At 47.3% G+C, this 16,254-nt stretch carries 12 protein-coding genes; all 12 read left to right on the top strand.

The features are described 5' to 3' along the window. Nucleotides 1-15 precede the first annotated feature (15 nt). The 12 genes from pyrH to infB all read left to right on the top strand — a co-directional run bounded on the left by pyrH (nt 16) and on the right by infB (nt 16,233). Complete coding sequence (pyrH, locus tag MZO40_RS05620) at nt 16-738, top strand: UMP kinase (protein WP_003638967.1); 723 nt, start codon at nt 16-18, stop codon at nt 736-738. Nucleotide 739: 1 nt separating this feature from the next. Next, complete coding sequence (gene frr, locus MZO40_RS05625; RefSeq protein ID WP_003638966.1) at nt 740-1,303, top strand: ribosome recycling factor; 564 nt, start codon at nt 740-742, stop codon at nt 1,301-1,303. 119 nt (nt 1,304-1,422) lie between these two features. After that, nucleotides 1,423-2,202 carry an isoprenyl transferase gene (locus tag MZO40_RS05630; RefSeq protein ID WP_050338485.1) on the top strand — a complete coding sequence of 260 codons (780 nt, stop codon included), beginning with the start codon at nt 1,423-1,425 and terminating at the stop codon, nt 2,200-2,202. A 15-nt stretch (nt 2,203-2,217) separates the two neighbouring features. Further along, complete coding sequence (locus tag MZO40_RS05635) at nt 2,218-3,003, top strand: phosphatidate cytidylyltransferase (protein ID WP_050338486.1); 786 nt, start codon at nt 2,218-2,220, stop codon at nt 3,001-3,003. 37 nt (nt 3,004-3,040) lie between these two features. Further along, nucleotides 3,041-4,318, top strand: a complete 1,278-nt coding sequence (gene rseP, locus MZO40_RS05640) for an RIP metalloprotease RseP (protein ID WP_105961150.1) — start codon at nt 3,041-3,043, stop codon at nt 4,316-4,318. 38 nt (nt 4,319-4,356) lie between these two features. Then, nucleotides 4,357-6,066: a proline--tRNA ligase gene (locus MZO40_RS05645; protein ID WP_105961149.1), complete on the top strand. Its 1,710-nt coding sequence runs from the start codon at nt 4,357-4,359 to the stop codon at nt 6,064-6,066. Between the two features lie 376 nt (nt 6,067-6,442). Further along, entirely contained in the window at nt 6,443-10,756 is a 4,314-nt protein-coding gene (locus MZO40_RS05650) for a PolC-type DNA polymerase III (RefSeq protein WP_105922300.1), read from the top strand. Nucleotides 10,757-11,231: 475 nt separating this feature from the next. Next, nucleotides 11,232-11,708, top strand: coding sequence for a ribosome maturation factor RimP (gene rimP, locus MZO40_RS05655; protein ID WP_050338489.1), 477 nt, complete (start codon nt 11,232-11,234; stop codon nt 11,706-11,708). A 20-nt stretch (nt 11,709-11,728) separates the two neighbouring features. Next, nucleotides 11,729-12,991: a transcription termination factor NusA gene (gene nusA / locus MZO40_RS05660; RefSeq protein ID WP_088771162.1), complete on the top strand. Its 1,263-nt coding sequence runs from the start codon at nt 11,729-11,731 to the stop codon at nt 12,989-12,991. Between the two features lie 41 nt (nt 12,992-13,032). Beyond that, nucleotides 13,033-13,332 carry an RNase P modulator RnpM gene (rnpM, locus tag MZO40_RS05665; RefSeq protein WP_003638958.1) on the top strand — a complete coding sequence of 100 codons (300 nt, stop codon included), beginning with the start codon at nt 13,033-13,035 and terminating at the stop codon, nt 13,330-13,332. Further along, nucleotides 13,322-13,627: a ribosomal L7Ae/L30e/S12e/Gadd45 family protein gene (locus tag MZO40_RS05670; RefSeq protein WP_003638957.1), complete on the top strand. Its 306-nt coding sequence runs from the start codon at nt 13,322-13,324 to the stop codon at nt 13,625-13,627. The genes rnpM and MZO40_RS05670 overlap by 11 nt, the downstream gene beginning before the upstream one ends. Before the next feature lie 14 nt (nt 13,628-13,641). Further along, entirely contained in the window at nt 13,642-16,233 is a 2,592-nt protein-coding gene (gene infB / locus MZO40_RS05675) for a translation initiation factor IF-2 (protein ID WP_101873376.1), read from the top strand. Nucleotides 16,234-16,254: the final 21 nt, after the last annotated feature.

Consider the following 16,254-nt stretch of genomic DNA (forward strand, 5'->3'; position numbering starts at 1 on the left):
GAGGAGGACAAGACGATGTCGGAAGTTAAATATAAGCGCGTGATTCTAAAACTTAGTGGTGAAGCCTTAGCGGGTGAAAAGGGTTTTGGAATCAATCCACCCGTCATTAAAACGGTGGCAGAGGAATTAAAGGACGTCTATGACATGGGCGTACAAATTGCAATCGTTGTCGGCGGTGGCAACATGTGGCGCGGTGAAGCCGGTGCCCAGATGGGAATGGAACGAGCACAAGCCGACTATATTGGCATGCTTGCAACAATCATGAATGCACTCGCGCTTCAAGATAACTTGGAGTCGATTGGTGTTCCGACACGGGTCCAAACGTCGATTGAAATGCGGCAAATCGCGGAACCTTACATTCGGCGTAAGGCAATGCGGCACCTGGAAAAGCGGCGAATCGTTATTTTTGCCGGTGGTACGGGTAGTCCATACTTCTCAACCGATACGACCGCTGCTTTGCGGGCTGCAGAAATCAACGCAGATGCAATTCTGATGGCTAAAAATGGGGTTGATGGTGTTTACTCCGCCGACCCTAATAAGGATGCCAACGCGGTCAAGTTCGATAATTTAACGCATCTTGATATTATCAACAAGGGCCTTCAAGTCATGGATACGACGGCTAGTTCATTGTCGATGGATAATGATATTCCGGTTGTGGTCTTCAACTTGAACGAGCCTGGCAATATTCGGAAAGTCGTTGCCGGTGAACACATCGGTACAACAGTCAGGGGGAAATAAGATGGCAGTCACAGAACCAATTTTAAAAGAAGCACAAGAACGGATGAAGAAGGCTGAAGCCGCACTCCAACGCGAATTAGGTAACATTCGTGCCGGACGCGCCAACGCCTCATTGTTGAACCGGATCTCAGCAGATTACTATGGCGCACAAACACCATTGAATCAGATGGCCGCAATCACGGTCCCAGAACCACGGGTCTTAATGGTGACACCGTTTGATAAGAGCGCCCTTAAGGAAATCGAAAAGGCAATTTTGGCTTCAGATTTAGGAATCAGTCCTGCTAATGACGGCTCTGCCATTCGGTTGGTGATTCCACAATTGACGGAAGAACGCCGGAAAGAATTAGCCAAGGATGTCAAGGCTGAAGGTGAACGTGCGAAGGTTGCGGTACGGAACGTTCGGCGTGACGCCATGGAAGCTTTGAAGAAGGGCCACAAGGATGGTCAATTCACTGATGACCAACTTCATCAGTTGGAAGATCAAGCCCAAAAGCTGACCGATCAAGCCGGCAAGGATGTCGACGCGATCGTGGCGGACAAAGAAAAAGAAATTTTGGAAGGCTAATTACCGACCAATTTATTAAGGCTTGGAGAAATTCAAGCCTTTTTTTGTTGACGAATAGTTAATTGCTGCATTTTTTGGTAAAATAGTGCATAGTTAAGCTAATTTTATGGAGGTGCGCTTTGTTCGCTTTTTTTAATAAGGATGATCCTGCCGATCAAACTGAGATTCAACTGGATCCAAACCGCATTCCAGCACACATCGCCATCATTATGGATGGCAACGGCCGCTGGGCAAAGTCACGGCACTTACCGCGAATTGCTGGACACAAAGAAGGCATGAACACGGTCAAAAAAATTACCATCGCAGCCAGTGATTTAGGCGTCAAAGTCTTGACACTGTATGCATTTTCTACTGAAAATTGGAAGCGGCCAACTGACGAGGTCAATTACCTGATGCAGCTGCCCGTGAGTTTCTTTGACACGTTCGTTCCCGATTTAGTCAAGAATAATGTGCGGGTACAGGTGATGGGGTATATCGACCGGTTGCCCGTTGCCACGCAAAAAGCCGTTCAAGATGCGATTGCGGATACGCAGCAGTGTGACGGTATGGTGTTAAACTTTGCCCTTAACTATGGCTCGCGAGCCGAAATCGTGACGGGTGTGCAACAGATTGCCAAGCGGGTGCGTGATGGTGAATTAGATGTCGCTGATATTGATGATGCGACCATCGACGCGGCGTTGATGACGGCACCACTTGCCCCTTATAATGATCCAGATTTGCTGATTCGAACGAGCGGTGAAGAACGAATCTCAAATTTCTTAATGTGGCAGATTGCTTATAGTGAACTGGTCTTCACGGATGTCAAGTGGCCAGACTTCACAGCGACGACCCTGCAAGCTTGTATCGCGGACTTTCAGAGTCGTGATCGGCGCTTCGGCGGGTTGTCTGATCATAAATAAAAGGGAGTTTTCAGTATGAAACAACGGGTCATTACGGCAGTCGTTGCGTTAATTTTATTTATCCCAGTCATTTTTGTGGGTGGGATTACTTTAGACATCGTTGCCATGTTGCTCGGTGCCATCGCGATGAGTGAATTACTCATCATGCGTAAGAAACTATTGATTTCATTTGAAGCCATCGTTAGTATGCTCGCAGTTATGATTCAAATTGCGCCGACAAAATGGTTCAACGGGTTACCAGATCAGCTCAATAAAGAATACGTGGTTTACTTCTTAGTTATTCTGTTGTTGCTGCACACGGTCTGGTCACGCAATCGGTTCTCATTCGATGATGCGGGTGTGTTGACGCTTGGTATTTTGTATATTGGGATGGGCTTTAACTACTTTACCGCGGCACGTGGCATCAACGTTGAAATGTTGTTGTTCTTAATGTTCATCGTGTGGGCGACAGATAGTGGTGCCTACATGGTTGGCCGCAAACTTGGTAAACATAAGGTGACACCCATTAGTCCCAATAAGACGTGGGAAGGCTGCATCGGTGGTAGCGTGATTGGCGTCATCATCGCGAGTGCGTTTGCCATCGGGTTCCATGTTGGCTATGCGAGTGCCATCAGTATGATTTTGATTACGATTGTCTTATCAATCGTGGGGCAATTCGGCGATCTCGTCGAATCAGCCTTAAAACGCTACTATGGCGTTAAAGATTCTGGTAAGATTTTACCAGGACACGGTGGGATTTTAGACCGTTTTGATAGTATGTTATTAGTTTTCCCAATTGCACACTTATTCGGCTTGTTCTAAGCGAATACCCGAAACGCGGAAGAAAGGGGGCGCTAAATTGATCGTTACAATTATTACGTTCATTATCGTTTTCGGAATCTTGGTTATCGTCCATGAATTTGGGCACTTCTATTTTGCCAAAAAGGCTGGGATTTTGGTGCGTGAATTTTCTGTTGGGATGGGACCCAAGGCAGTTGCGTTTCGGCGGAATGCGACGACTTATACGTTACGTTTCTTGCCAATTGGTGGGTACGTGCGGATGGCCGGAGTCGCTGACGATGAAGATGAGGAACTGAAACCCGGAACGCCAGTCAGCTTACAGATCGGTCAGGATGGCATCGTCCATTCAATCAATTCTAGTAAGAAGACGACGTTGTTCAACGGGATTCCGCTATCTGTCACGGCGACCGACTTAGAGCGCGAGCTATGGATCGAAGGCTATGAGAATGGCGATGAGAGCGAAGTTAAACGTTATTCAGTCGACCACGATGCGACCATTATCGAAAGTGATGGGACTGAGGTGCAGATTGCCCCAGTAGATGTTCAATTTCAGTCAGCCAAGCTCTGGCAGCGGATGCTGACCAATTTTGCTGGTCCCATGAATAACTTCATCTTAGCCATCATCACGTTTGCAATCCTGGCGTTCATGCAGGGTGGCGTGACGAGTACGACGACTAATGTTGCGGCGACGACGGCCAATTCGGTTGCGCGCCAAGCTGGGATTCAAAAAGGTGATCAAATTGTCGCTGTCAATGGTAAAAAGATGACCAGTGCGCAGTCGATTTCGCTCCTGATTCAAGACAGTCCCAAGCAACGGTTGCGTTTGACGGTCAAACGTGATGGTCAAACCAAAAAAATTATGGTAACACCAGCTGCTAAGACGGTCTCTGGTAATCGCATCGGCCAAATCGGCGTGATGTGGGCGACGAAGACTGACAAGAGTTTTGGTGCCAAATTGGCCTATGGTTTTACGGGCTCGTGGAATATCACCAAACAGATTTTTCAGGTTCTCGGCCGGATGGTCACGCATGGCTTCAGTTTGAACGATTTAGGTGGTCCGGTCGCTATCTTTGCCACGACCTCGCAAGCGGCTAAATCAGGTCTGCGAACGGTGATTTATTTGCTGGCAGTCTTGTCGATCAACCTGGGAATTGTCAATTTATTACCAATTCCAGCCCTTGATGGTGGTAAACTATTATTAAACATTGTTGAAGGCATTCGGGGTAAACCACTACGAGTGGAAACGGAAAGTGTCATTACCTTGATTGGTTTTGGCCTCTTGATGTTATTAATGATTTTAGTCACTTGGAATGATATCCAACGATATTTCTTCTAAGCGATACTAATTTGGAATAATAAGGAGAAGATTTGTAGATGAAACAATCGAAACTGTTAATCCCAACACTTAAGGAAGTGCCAAATGACGCTGAAGCCTTAAGTCATCAGATGATGCTGCGGGCGGGCTACATTCGCCAGATTTCGGCCGGAATGTATGCTTACTTGCCATTAGCCTACCGGGTATTAACGAATATTGAACAAATTATTCGTCAAGAAATGGAAAAGATCGATGCAGCAGAAATGCTGGTACCAGCTGTGATTCCTGCCGAGTTATGGAAAGCCACGGGCCGGTATGAAACTTATGGGCCTGAATTATTCAAACTGAAGAATCGGCATGATCGTGAATTCATCTTGGGACCAACCCATGAAGAAACGTTCACGTCTCTGATTCGTGATGAAGTCAAGTCCTACAAGCGGTTGCCATTGACGTTATACCAAATCCAAGCAAAGTATCGTGATGAAGATCGGCCACGTTATGGCTTGTTGCGTGGGCGTGAATTTATTATGAAGGATGCTTATTCCTTCCACGCCGATGAATCTTCACTGGATGACACGTTCCAAGATATGGCGCAAGCTTATCAAAACATCTTCGAACGTTGCGGATTGAAGTTCCGCTCGATTATCGGTGACGGTGGCGCGATGGGTGGTAAGGATTCACGTGAATACTCAGCAATCGCCCCAGTTGGTGAAGATACGATCGTTTACTCTGATGCCAGTGACTACGCAGCGAACCTTGAAATGGCCCGGAGTTTGTACGTACCTAAGAAGTCGCATGCGTCACTCAAAGACATGGAAGAAATCGATACCCCCGGTGTGGGCACGATTGATGAGTTAGCCGACTTCTTGAAGGTTGAAGCAGATCAACTGGTCAAGAGTATTCTGTTTATCGCTGACGACCAGCCAGTGCTGGCTTTAGTTCGTGGTGACCATGAAGTCAATGATATCAAGCTGAAAAACTACCTTGATGCTGACTTCTTAGATATGGCGACGCCAGAGCAAGCACAAGAATACTTGGGTGCTAGCTTTGGTTCACTTGGCCCTGTTAACGTCAGTGACGACGTTAAAATCGTGGCTGACCAGTACGTTAAGGACATGGTCAACATCACGGTCGGTGCCAACTCAGATGGTCACCACTTCACTAATGTTAATCCAGAACGGGATTTCCATGCTGAAGATTACGTTGACATTCGTTTCGTTCAAGAAGGCGAACTCTCACCAGATGGTGCTGGTGTCTTGAAGTTCACTAAGGGTATCGAGATCGGTCACATCTTTAAGTTGGGGACGCGTTACTCTAAGGACTTGCATGCCGAAGTCTTAGATGCTAACGGTCGCAACATTCCAGTTATCATGGGCTGCTACGGTATCGGGGTCTCCCGGTTACTCTCAGCGATTGCGGAACAACGCGCCGATGATAATGGTTTGATCTGGCCAAAAGCGATTGCACCATTTGACGTCCACGTCATTCCAGTCAACCCTAAGAAGGCCGAACAAGTCGAAGTTGCTGACCAAGTTGAAGCACAACTGGAAGCTGCTGGCTACAAGGTCTTGTATGATGACCGGAAGGAACGGCCTGGGGTTAAGTTTGCAGATTCTGACTTGATGGGGATTCCAGCGCGGATCACCATTGGGAAGAAGGCCAGTGAAGGCATCGTTGAAATCAAACTTCGCCAGACTGGTGAGACGCTTGAAGTTAAACAAGAAGAGATCGCTAATAATTTAGCCGTCTTACTTGAAAATATTGACTAATTACACGGTAGCGTGCGTCATGTAACGCGCTAGTCATTTTTGTTAGTTATTGGAAGAAATCATCTAGTTGGGATTTACGAGAACTAGATGATTTTTCTTTTGCCAACCAATCACGTGGCGCGAGCCGCAGACTGTGATAAAATAGTAACGTTTCATGTGAACGGGTCACACCTTCACTGAATTGGTGATAAATGTGATAGTACTTAGGTTCTCTGAGTCGTGTGATTGCAGTAACTGGCTTCACTTTGGACTTTGATGATGCTTCAGAAGTGATGCTGATTAGCTCGTAGTCAGACTCAGACAGCCGTTCACATCAGCACCGAAATAGGCGTTAACTAATCAAGAACGTTTAAATGAGATAAGAGGAGGACCACTGGTGAGTTTAAACCAACAAGAAATGTTCGAGAAACTCCTCGAACAAATTGAGATGCCGACAGGTCCTGAATTCGAGGCCGCGGCGATCGATAAGTTGACCGTGCATCAAGCTTCCAAAGTTTGGGAATTTCATTTGCATTTTCAACACGTGCTGCCTTACTCGCAATTTATGACGTTTCAAAATAAACTCCAAATTGCGTTCAAGGACATTGCCCGGGTGACGTATAAAATCGTAACGGATGATACCGAAGTCAACGGTCGCGAACTAGCAGAGTATTGGGAGTGGATCGTTCAACATAGTGGGATTAAGTCGTCACTTGTTCAGTCTCTGTGCAATAGCAACGTACCGACCTATGAAGATGGTCGCGTTATTCTATTAGCTGAAAATGAAGTGATTCAAAATTTCTTGACCAATCAAGCTTTGGGGCCGATTGAATCGACGTATCATCGACTCGGGTTTCCAAAGTTCTCGATCCACACGATGATTGACGAAAGTGCGTCGCAAGCAAAAATCAAGGAATTCCACGAACAGAAGGCCAAGTCGGATCAAGAACTGGCCAAAAAGGCCGAAGCGGCCATTAAGAAAGCCAATGAAAAGCGGCAGAAGCAGGCTGATTCTCCGGCGCCAATCGATGGCCCAGTGCAATTAGGAAAGCAAATCAATCCGCAAGAACCAGCAAAACAAATGGTTCAAATTACGGAAGAAGAGCGGTCTGTCATCGTTGAAGGTTACGTTTTCGACATGGAAGTCCGGACGCTGCGTTCACAACGACAGTTATTGATTTTAAAAGTAACCGATTATAGCTCGTCGATGGTTGTTAAGAAGTTCTCTCGGAATGCAGACGACGAGGCCCAATTTGCAGCGCTACACACTGGAATGTGGGTCCGTGTTCGCGGTTCCGTCCAAGAAGATAGTTTCATGCGGGATTTGACGATCAACGCCTACGACATTAACGAGACGTCGCACGCCAGTCGTCAAGATACGGCGCCAGCGGATGATAAACGGGTGGAACTACATCTACACTCCAACATGAGTCAGATGGATGCGACCAACAGCGTCAGCGATTACGTCAAACAGGCGGCCAAGTGGGGCCATCCAGCAATCGCTATCACTGACCATTCGGGCGCCCAGGCCTTTCCGGAAGCTTTTGCAGCCGGTGAAAAGAATAACATCAAAATTTTGTATGGGGTCGAAGCCAACATGGTCGATGACGGGGTGCCGATTGCTTACAATGACGCGCACGTTGATTTAAAAGAATCGACTTACGTTATCTTTGATACTGAAACGACCGGACTGTCCGCCATTTATGACCGGGTCATTGAATTGTCCGCAGTTAAGATGGTCAAAGGAAACGTTGTCGACCAGTTTGAAGAATTTATCGACCCTGGTTTTCATTTATCGGAAACGACGACCAATTTGACTAGTATCACGGATGACATGGTCCGGGGTTCGAAATCCGAAGAGGAAGTCTTCAAGTTATTCCGTGAATTTTATGGCGATGCCATCGTTGTTGGTCATAACGTTACTTTCGATATCGGGTTCATGAATACCGGGTACGCGCGTCATCATATGGGCCCCATCACGAACCCAATCATTGACACGTTAACGCTGGCGCGCTGGCTATACCCGAATTTACGGGGTTACCGGTTAAATACGCTGGCCAAGAAATTCAACGTTAACTTGGAACACCATCACCGGGCGATTTATGATGCGGAATCTACGGGACATTTGAACCACATCTTTTTGAAGGACGCCGAGGAACGCTATGGGGTCCAGTTCCACGAACAATTAAATGATCATATGAATGAGAATGCAGCTTATCGCCACGCGCGGCCATTCCACGCGACATTGTATGCGCAGACGCAAGCCGGTTTGAAGAACCTGTTCCGAATCATTTCACTATCTAACGTCGAATACTATTACCGGGTGCCACGGGTGCCGCGAAGCATTCTGAATAAATATCGAGATGGAATTCTGGTCGGTTCGGCTTGCTCAAGTGGTGAAGTCTTCACCGCAATGATGCAAAAAGGGAAGGAAGAAGCCCGTCAGAAGGCTGGTTACTATGACTTCCTGGAGGTCCAACCAAAAGCGGCTTACTCGGCACTGATTGAGAGTGGCTTGATTGCCGATACGGCTCACTTAGAAGAGATTATCGGTAACATGGTCGAACTGGGTCATGAAATGAATATTCCGGTCGCTGCGACTGGCGATGTTCATTATCTCAACCCAGAAGATAAAATTTATCGTAAGATCTTGATTCATTCGCAACCGGGTAATCCATTGAATCGAACGGAACGCCCAGATGTGCATTTCCGCTCGACAGACGAAATGCTCAAAGACTTTGATTTTCTCGGTGCGGATACCGCCCATGAAATCGTTGTCGATACCCCACGCGCGATTGCGGACCGGTTTGAAATCGTCCGTCCGGTCAAGGACAAACTGTATACGCCGCGGATGAAGGGTGCCGAAGCTGAAATCGAGAAGCTGACCATGGATCGAGCCCATGCTTGGTACGGTGAGCCATTACCGGAAATCGTCCAAAAACGAGTCGACAAAGAGTTGAAGAGTATTATCGGGAACGGGTTCTCGGTTATTTACTTGATTGCCCAACGGCTGGTGTTCAAGAGTAACAAGGACGGTTACCTGGTTGGGTCTCGTGGTTCCGTTGGGTCTAGTCTGGTCGCAACGCTATCTGGGATTACGGAAGTTAACCCGATGCCGCCACATTACCGTTGTCCAAATTGCCAATATTCGCATTTCTATACGAATAATGAATATGGTTCTGGCTACGATTTACCGCCGAAGGATTGTCCTGAATGTGGCACTAACATGGTTCGTGATGGGCAAAACATCCCATTCGAAACTTTCCTTGGTTTCTACGGAAACAAGGTGCCGGATATTGATTTAAACTTCTCCGGTGACTACCAACCGATTGCCCACAACTATACCAAAGTCTTGTTCGGTGAGAAAAATGTTTACCGTGCCGGGACGATTGGAACGGTCGCAGATAAGACTGGTTATGGCTACGTCAAGGCGTACGAACGTGATACCAATCAAACGTTGCGTTCAGCCGAGGTCGACCGGTTAGCCAAAGGCACGACGGGGGTCAAGCGGACGACTGGGCAACATCCGGCCGGTATCATTGTTGTGCCGGACTATATGGATATTTATGACTTTACACCAGTCCAATATCCCGCTGACGACCAGAGTGCGGCCTGGCAAACGACCCACTTTGATTTCCATTCGATTCATGATAATATCTTGAAAATTGATATTCTGGGACATGATGACCCGACGATGATTCGGATGCTCCAAGATTTGTCGGGAATTCAACCTGAAAGCATTCCGCCAGTTGATCCGAATGTCATGAAGATTTTCTCAAGTCCCGAAGTCTTAGGCGTCACCGAAGACCAGATTTTCTCTAAAACGGGGACCCTGGGTATTCCTGAATTCGGGACGCGCTTCGTCCGGGGGATGCTGGAAGAAACCCATCCGTCGACGTTTAACGAATTGCTTCAAATCTCTGGACTCTCCCACGGGACCGACGTGTGGCTCGGCAACGCGGAAGAATTGATCAAGGATGGTACGGTTACGCTGGCAGAAGTTATTGGGTGTCGTGATAACATCATGACCGACTTGATTCACTATGGGATGGAATCTGATATGTCCTTCCAAATCATGGAACACGTGCGGAAGGGTCGTGGGATTCCTGATGAGTGGCAACAGGCGATGAAGGATGCTGACGTTCCCGATTGGTACATCGAGTCGTGTCTCAAAATCAAGTACATGTTCCCACGGGCGCATGCGGCGGCTTATATCTTGATGGCGTTGCGGGTCGCGTACTTCAAAGTCTACTTCCCACTGATTTACTACACGGCCTACTTCTCGGTGCGGGCGGATGATTTCGACCTCGTCGCGATGGCTCATGGTAAGGAAGCGGTCAAGGCCTCGATGAAAGCCATCACGGATAAAGGGATGGATGCGAGTGCCAAGGAAAAGAACTTGCTGACGGTGCTCGAGCTGGCAAACGAAATGTTGGAACGTGGCTTCAACTTCTCCATGGTCGACTTAGACAAGTCGGATGCATCCGATTGGTTGATTGATGGTGACACGCTGATTGCACCATTCCGAGCCGTGCCTGGTCTTGGACTGAATGTCGCCAAGCAGATCGTGGCGGCACGGGCGGATAAACCATTCCTATCGAAGGAAGATTTATCGAAACGCGGTAAGGTTTCTAAGAGCTTGATCGACTTCATGACCGAAAATGGGGTTCTGAACGATTTACCGGATGAAAACCAATTATCTCTGTTTTAATTGAAGATGGATTGTGCGCGTTGATTTGTCATGAATACAACATGCGATTAGTTGGATTACTGTTCGTCAGCAGATGCCGACCCTAGTCCGACTGACAGAGCTGGCTGACAACGCTGGAACAGGCCGGACATTGATTTGAACTCACACGAAAAACCACTGTGCAATTTCAAATATGAGTACACCGCGTCCGATAAGTTAAAAATTGATGAAATTTTAGTCAAATTGGACGTGCAACGGGCAACATTGCAGTTTGTGGCCATATGATGCGCAGCAATGCCGTCATATCAGTGATTAACGTGCTTTTGTGGCATGGTTTCGACGGGTAATTAATTGCCAGTGCTAACGGCTATAAAAGGCGTGAGCTTGCGGTTTGACCATAATTGTGCTAATATATGATTGTAATTTAAAACTCGTTAACGAGTGAGCAGCGATGCTCACTCTTTTTATTGGACTAATCTGAATAGGAGGCACAGCCTTGAGCAATAATGTTGTTGAAACCATTCAGCCAGTGGCCGCAGCCATTGTCAGCGCACACCAGTTTGAACTCGTCGACCTGGAATTTGTGCGCGAAGGTCAGAGCTGGTACTTGCGGCTCTACATCGACAAGCCAGGCGGCATTAATATTGAAGAATGTGCGATGGTTAGTGATGAACTAAGTGAGAAGTTGGATACGATGGAACCTGATCCAATTCCACAAGCTTACTTTTTAGAGGTCTCTTCGCCTGGTGCGGAACGGCCGCTGAAGAAGGAAGCAGATTATCAAAATGCCATCGGAAAATATGTACACGTTGGTTTATACCAGAAATTAGATGGTAAAAAGGTCTTTGAAGGTGATTTGACGGAAGTCACGCCAACCACGGTGACAATCGATTATTTAGATAAGACCCGTCATAAGACGGTCACGATCAATCGTGATCAGATTTCACAAGCCCGCTTAGCGGTAAAGTTCTAAATAAGTAAAGGAGTCTACACATGAGTAAGGAATTATTAGGGGCCTTAGACACCCTCGAATCAGAAAAGGGCATCAAAAAAGAAGTTGTGATCGAAGCCCTCGAAGCTGCCTTGGTTTCTGCATACAAACGGAACTACGGTCAGGCGCAAAACGTTGAAGTTGACTTTGATCAAGTAAAGGGTAATATTCACGTATATGCGGTCAAAGAAGTCGTTGAAGATGTTTTTGACTCACGGCTGGAAGTTAGCTTACAAGACGCGTTAGCAATTAACCGGGCTTACGAAATTGGTGATGACATTCGGTTTGAAGTCACACCTAAGAACTTTGGTCGCATCGCTGCTCAAACGGCAAAGCAGGTCATCATGCAACGGGTACGTGAAGCTGAACGTGGGATCATCTATGACGAATACAGCCAGTACGAAAATGAAATCGTCACTGGTGAAGTTGAACGCCAAGATAATCGGTTCGTTTACGTTAGCTTAGGTAAGGTGGAAGCCGTTATGGGCCGCTCCGACCAATTACCAGGTGAAGTATACCGGATTCACGATAAAATCAAGGTTTACGTTTCTAAAGTGGAAAATGCCACTAAGGGTCCCCAAGTGTTCGTTTCGCGGACTGCGCCGGACTTGTTGAAACGGTTGTTCGAACAAGAAGTGCCTGAAATTTTCGACGGGATCGTTGAAATCGTCTCAATTGCTCGTGAAGCGGGTGATCGCGCTAAGGTCGCAGTTCGTTCAAACAATCCGAACGTTGATCCAGTCGGGACCTGTGTCGGACCAAAAGGCCAACGGGTCCAAACCATTGTTAACGAACTCCATGGCGAAAACATGGATATCGTTGAATGGACGGATGATACGGCAGTCTTCATCGCCAATGCGTTGAACCCCGCCGAAGTCTTGGATGTCATTTTTGACCCTGAAAACGAACGCGGCTGTACCGTGGTCGTTCCTGATTACCAATTATCATTAGCAATTGGGAAACGTGGTCAAAATGCGCGTTTAGCAGCTAAGTTGACCGGCTTCAAGATCGATATCAAATCTGAAACCGAAGCATCTGATATAATGGATGCAAACCCTGATGATGTGGCAGCTGCCGAAACAGCACCACAAGCAGCGACTGAAGATGCCCCTGTCAGTGATGATGTGGCTGACGATGTTGCCGCTGAACCATCAGCAGCGACTGACGTAGAACCTGAAGCAACTGATTCAGAAGCAACTGAACCTGAAGTAGTCACCGATTCAGAAGCTGCAGCCTCTGATGAAGCTGCCAGTGACGCTGAATAGGGTCAGGTTCGTAATGAAGTAATCAAAGGAGGTCTGGGATTATGAAAAAAAGAAAAGTGCCGTTACGAAAGGACATTGTGACGGGTGAAATGCATCCCAAAAAAGACTTAGTCCGGGTCGTTAAGAACAAGCAGGATGAAGTTTCCGTAGATCCAACTGGTAAGAAGCCAGGACGCGGTGCTTACATTGCGTTAGACGTTGCAGTTGCCCAACGTGCCAAGAAGGAAAAAACCTTCGATAAGGCATTCGGCATCAAAGTCGAAGCGGATTTTTACGATGAATTGGTGGCCTACGTGGATCACCAACAAGCGCGAAAGGAACTCTTCGGAAATGACGCCTAACCAAGCTTGTTTGAACCTACTGGGCCTTTCACGGCGTGCCAGTAAGCAAATTGCAGGCGAAGGCTTGACCTTAGCTGCGATTCGTAATCAGACGGCCAAGCTAGTCTTTATTGCTAGTGATGCCGGTCCCACGACTGCCAAAAAGTTCCATGATAAGGCCCAATCTTATGATGTTCCTGTGATCGATACCTTTACTAAAGCTGAAATGAATGCGGCGACGGGCAATAAACGAACCGTTTATGCCATTACTGACGCCGGGTTTGCCAAGAAAATGGTGGCGATCATGAATCAGTAAAGGAGGGTGAAGCTATGGGAAAACAGCGAATTTACGAACTTGCGAAGACCTTGAACGTGCCAAGCAAACAATTGATTGCGCAAGCACAACAATTGGGCTTCGCGGTTAAAAATCATATGTCGACCCTCGGTGACGCTGAAGTCCGCCAGTTAACTGGCGCGGCGACCGTTACCCATCCTAAGTCTCAATCGGCTCCGGCACAGCGGAGCCAGGCGACGCATACCGTCGCCAAAAATGTGACACGAACTGCTAATCAGCAGCAATCCAACTCGCGTCATTTACAGAGTGGTGATTCTTTGAATAATAATCGTAATAATAACCAAAATAATAGTCAAAGTCGCAATAACAATGGCGGCAGCCGGTCTAATGGTAACGCAACCCGGTCCAACAATAATACGCGGACAAACAATAGTCGCAATAACGGCGGCAATGGGGCTAACCGGTCTAATAACAGCAGTAACCGGCCAAATAACAACCGTTCTAACAACAATTCATCGAACCGGTCTAACAATGGCGGTAACCGTTCTAACAACACTAGCAACCGTAGCAACAATAACGGTGGCCAAAACCGGAACAGCAACAACAACCGTAGTTCGAACAGCAACAATTCCAACAACAATCGTTCTAACGGGACGACGAACAGTGCGCGGAATGGTAGCGGCCGCTTCGGTGGTAGTTTGAATAGTAACAACAATGGTGGCGGCAACGGTGGTGGTCGTTATCGTGGTGGTAACAACAATAACCGTCGTCGTAACAACCGCAACAACCGCAACCGCAATAACAATAAGAATCAACGGATTCGCCAAGTGAACAACAAGCCGGCGCCAGTTCGTAAGGACAAGCCGTTGCCAGAAACACTGGTTTACACGGTCGGCATGAACGCCCAAGATTTAGGGAAGTTATTGCACCGTGAACCAGCTGAAATTATCAAGAAGTTATTCATGTTGGGCGTGGCGGTTAACCAAAACCAGTCACTCGACAAGGATACGATTGAAATTTTAGCGACTGATTACGGCATTGACGCCCAAGAAAAAGTTGAAGTTGATGTCACTGACTTGGACAAGTTCTTCGATGACGAAGTGAATAATACCGATAACCTTGAACCACGGGCACCAGTGGTTACTGTCATGGGACACGTTGACCATGGTAAGACGACCTTGCTGGACAAATTACGGCATACTCACGTTACTGAAGGCGAAGCCGGTGGGATCACGCAAGCAATCGGGGCTTATCAAGTTAAGCACGATGGCAAGATCATCACTTTCTTAGATACACCAGGGCATGCGGCCTTTACTGAAATGCGGGCGCGTGGTGCTGATATTACTGATATCACGGTCTTAGTGGTTGCTGCGGATGATGGTGTGATGCCACAAACCATCGAAGCCATCAACCATGCGAAGGCTGCTAAGGTGCCAATCATTGTTGCAGTCAACAAGATTGATAAGCCAGGTGCTAACCCGAACCATGTCATGGAACAATTGACTGAATATGGGTTGATTCCTGAAGACTGGGGTGGCGACACGATCTTCGTTCAGATTTCGGCTAAGTTCGGTAAGAACCTTGACGAATTATTGGACATGATCTTATTACAATCTGAAGTCCTTGAATTAACGGCTAACCCTAAGCAAAATGCGGCTGGGTCTGTCTTGGAAGCCAGCCTTGACCGTGGGAAAGGATCAACTGCGACCTTGCTTGTTCAACAAGGGACGATGCATGTCGGTGATCCAATCGTTGTCGGCAATACCTATGGGAAAGTTCGGACAATGACCAACGACCATGGGAAGCGCATCAAAGAAGCCGTTCCTTCAACCCCAATTGAAATTACTGGGTTGAATGATGTGCCAGATGCTGGCGACCGTTTCGTTGTCTTTGATGATGAAAAGACAGCACGTGACGCCGGTGAACAACGGGCAAAACAAGCCTTAATGGAAGAACGTAAGCAGACGACGCATGTAACCTTGGATAACCTCTTTGATTCTATGAAGCAAGGGGAACTCAAGGAAGTTGACGTGATTATTAAGGCTGACGTTCAAGGTTCTGTTGAAGCCTTAGCTGGTAGCTTACGTAAAATCGACGTTGAAGGTGTTCGGGTCAACATTATCCATACGGCCGTTGGGGCAATCAACGAAAGTGACGTTGCCTTAGCCGAAGCAAGTAACGCCATCATCATCGGGTTCAACGTACGGCCAACGCCACAAGCCAAAGCCCAAGCTGACACAGACGATGTTGATATTCGTTTGCATCAAGTCATCTACAACGCTATCGATGAAATCGAGAGTGCGATGAAAGGGATGCTCGAACCGAAGTATGAAGAAGAAATCACTGGTCAAGCTGAAATTCGTGAAATCTACAAGGTTTCTAAGCTTGGAACTATCGGTGGTGGGATGGTCACTGATGGGGTCATCCACCGCGATTCCGGTGTTCGCGTCATTCGCGATGGTGTCGTGATTTATGACGGTAAGTTAGCTAGTTTACGGCGCTTCAAGGATGATGTGAAGGAAGTCAAGCAAGGCTTCGAACTTGGTCTTCGGGTCGAAGACTACAACGATATCAAAGTTAATGATGTCATTGAAGCTTACGTCATGAAGGAAGTTCCGATTGAATAACCTTTCAAAGGGGGATTAACC

The organism is Lactiplantibacillus sp. B652 (assembly GCF_023806745.1).
GTDB lineage: Bacteria > Bacillota > Bacilli > Lactobacillales > Lactobacillaceae > Lactiplantibacillus > Lactiplantibacillus pentosus.

What these genes read in the sequence shown, in the direction of transcription:
- MZO40_RS05635 (WP_050338486.1), top strand. Translation starts at nt 2,218, where the DNA reads ATGAAACAACGGGTCATTACGGCAGTCGTTGCGTTAATTTTATTTATC.
- rnpM (WP_003638958.1), top strand. Translation starts at nt 13,033, where the DNA reads ATGAAAAAAAGAAAAGTGCCGTTACGAAAGGACATTGTGACGGGTGAA.
- frr (WP_003638966.1), top strand. Translation starts at nt 740, where the DNA reads ATGGCAGTCACAGAACCAATTTTAAAAGAAGCACAAGAACGGATGAAG.
- pyrH (WP_003638967.1), top strand. Translation starts at nt 16, where the DNA reads ATGTCGGAAGTTAAATATAAGCGCGTGATTCTAAAACTTAGTGGTGAA.
- nusA (WP_088771162.1), top strand. Translation starts at nt 11,729, where the DNA reads ATGAGTAAGGAATTATTAGGGGCCTTAGACACCCTCGAATCAGAAAAG.
- MZO40_RS05670 (WP_003638957.1), top strand. Translation starts at nt 13,322, where the DNA reads ATGACGCCTAACCAAGCTTGTTTGAACCTACTGGGCCTTTCACGGCGT.
- MZO40_RS05645 (WP_105961149.1), top strand. Translation starts at nt 4,357, where the DNA reads ATGAAACAATCGAAACTGTTAATCCCAACACTTAAGGAAGTGCCAAAT.
- infB (WP_101873376.1), top strand. Translation starts at nt 13,642, where the DNA reads ATGGGAAAACAGCGAATTTACGAACTTGCGAAGACCTTGAACGTGCCA.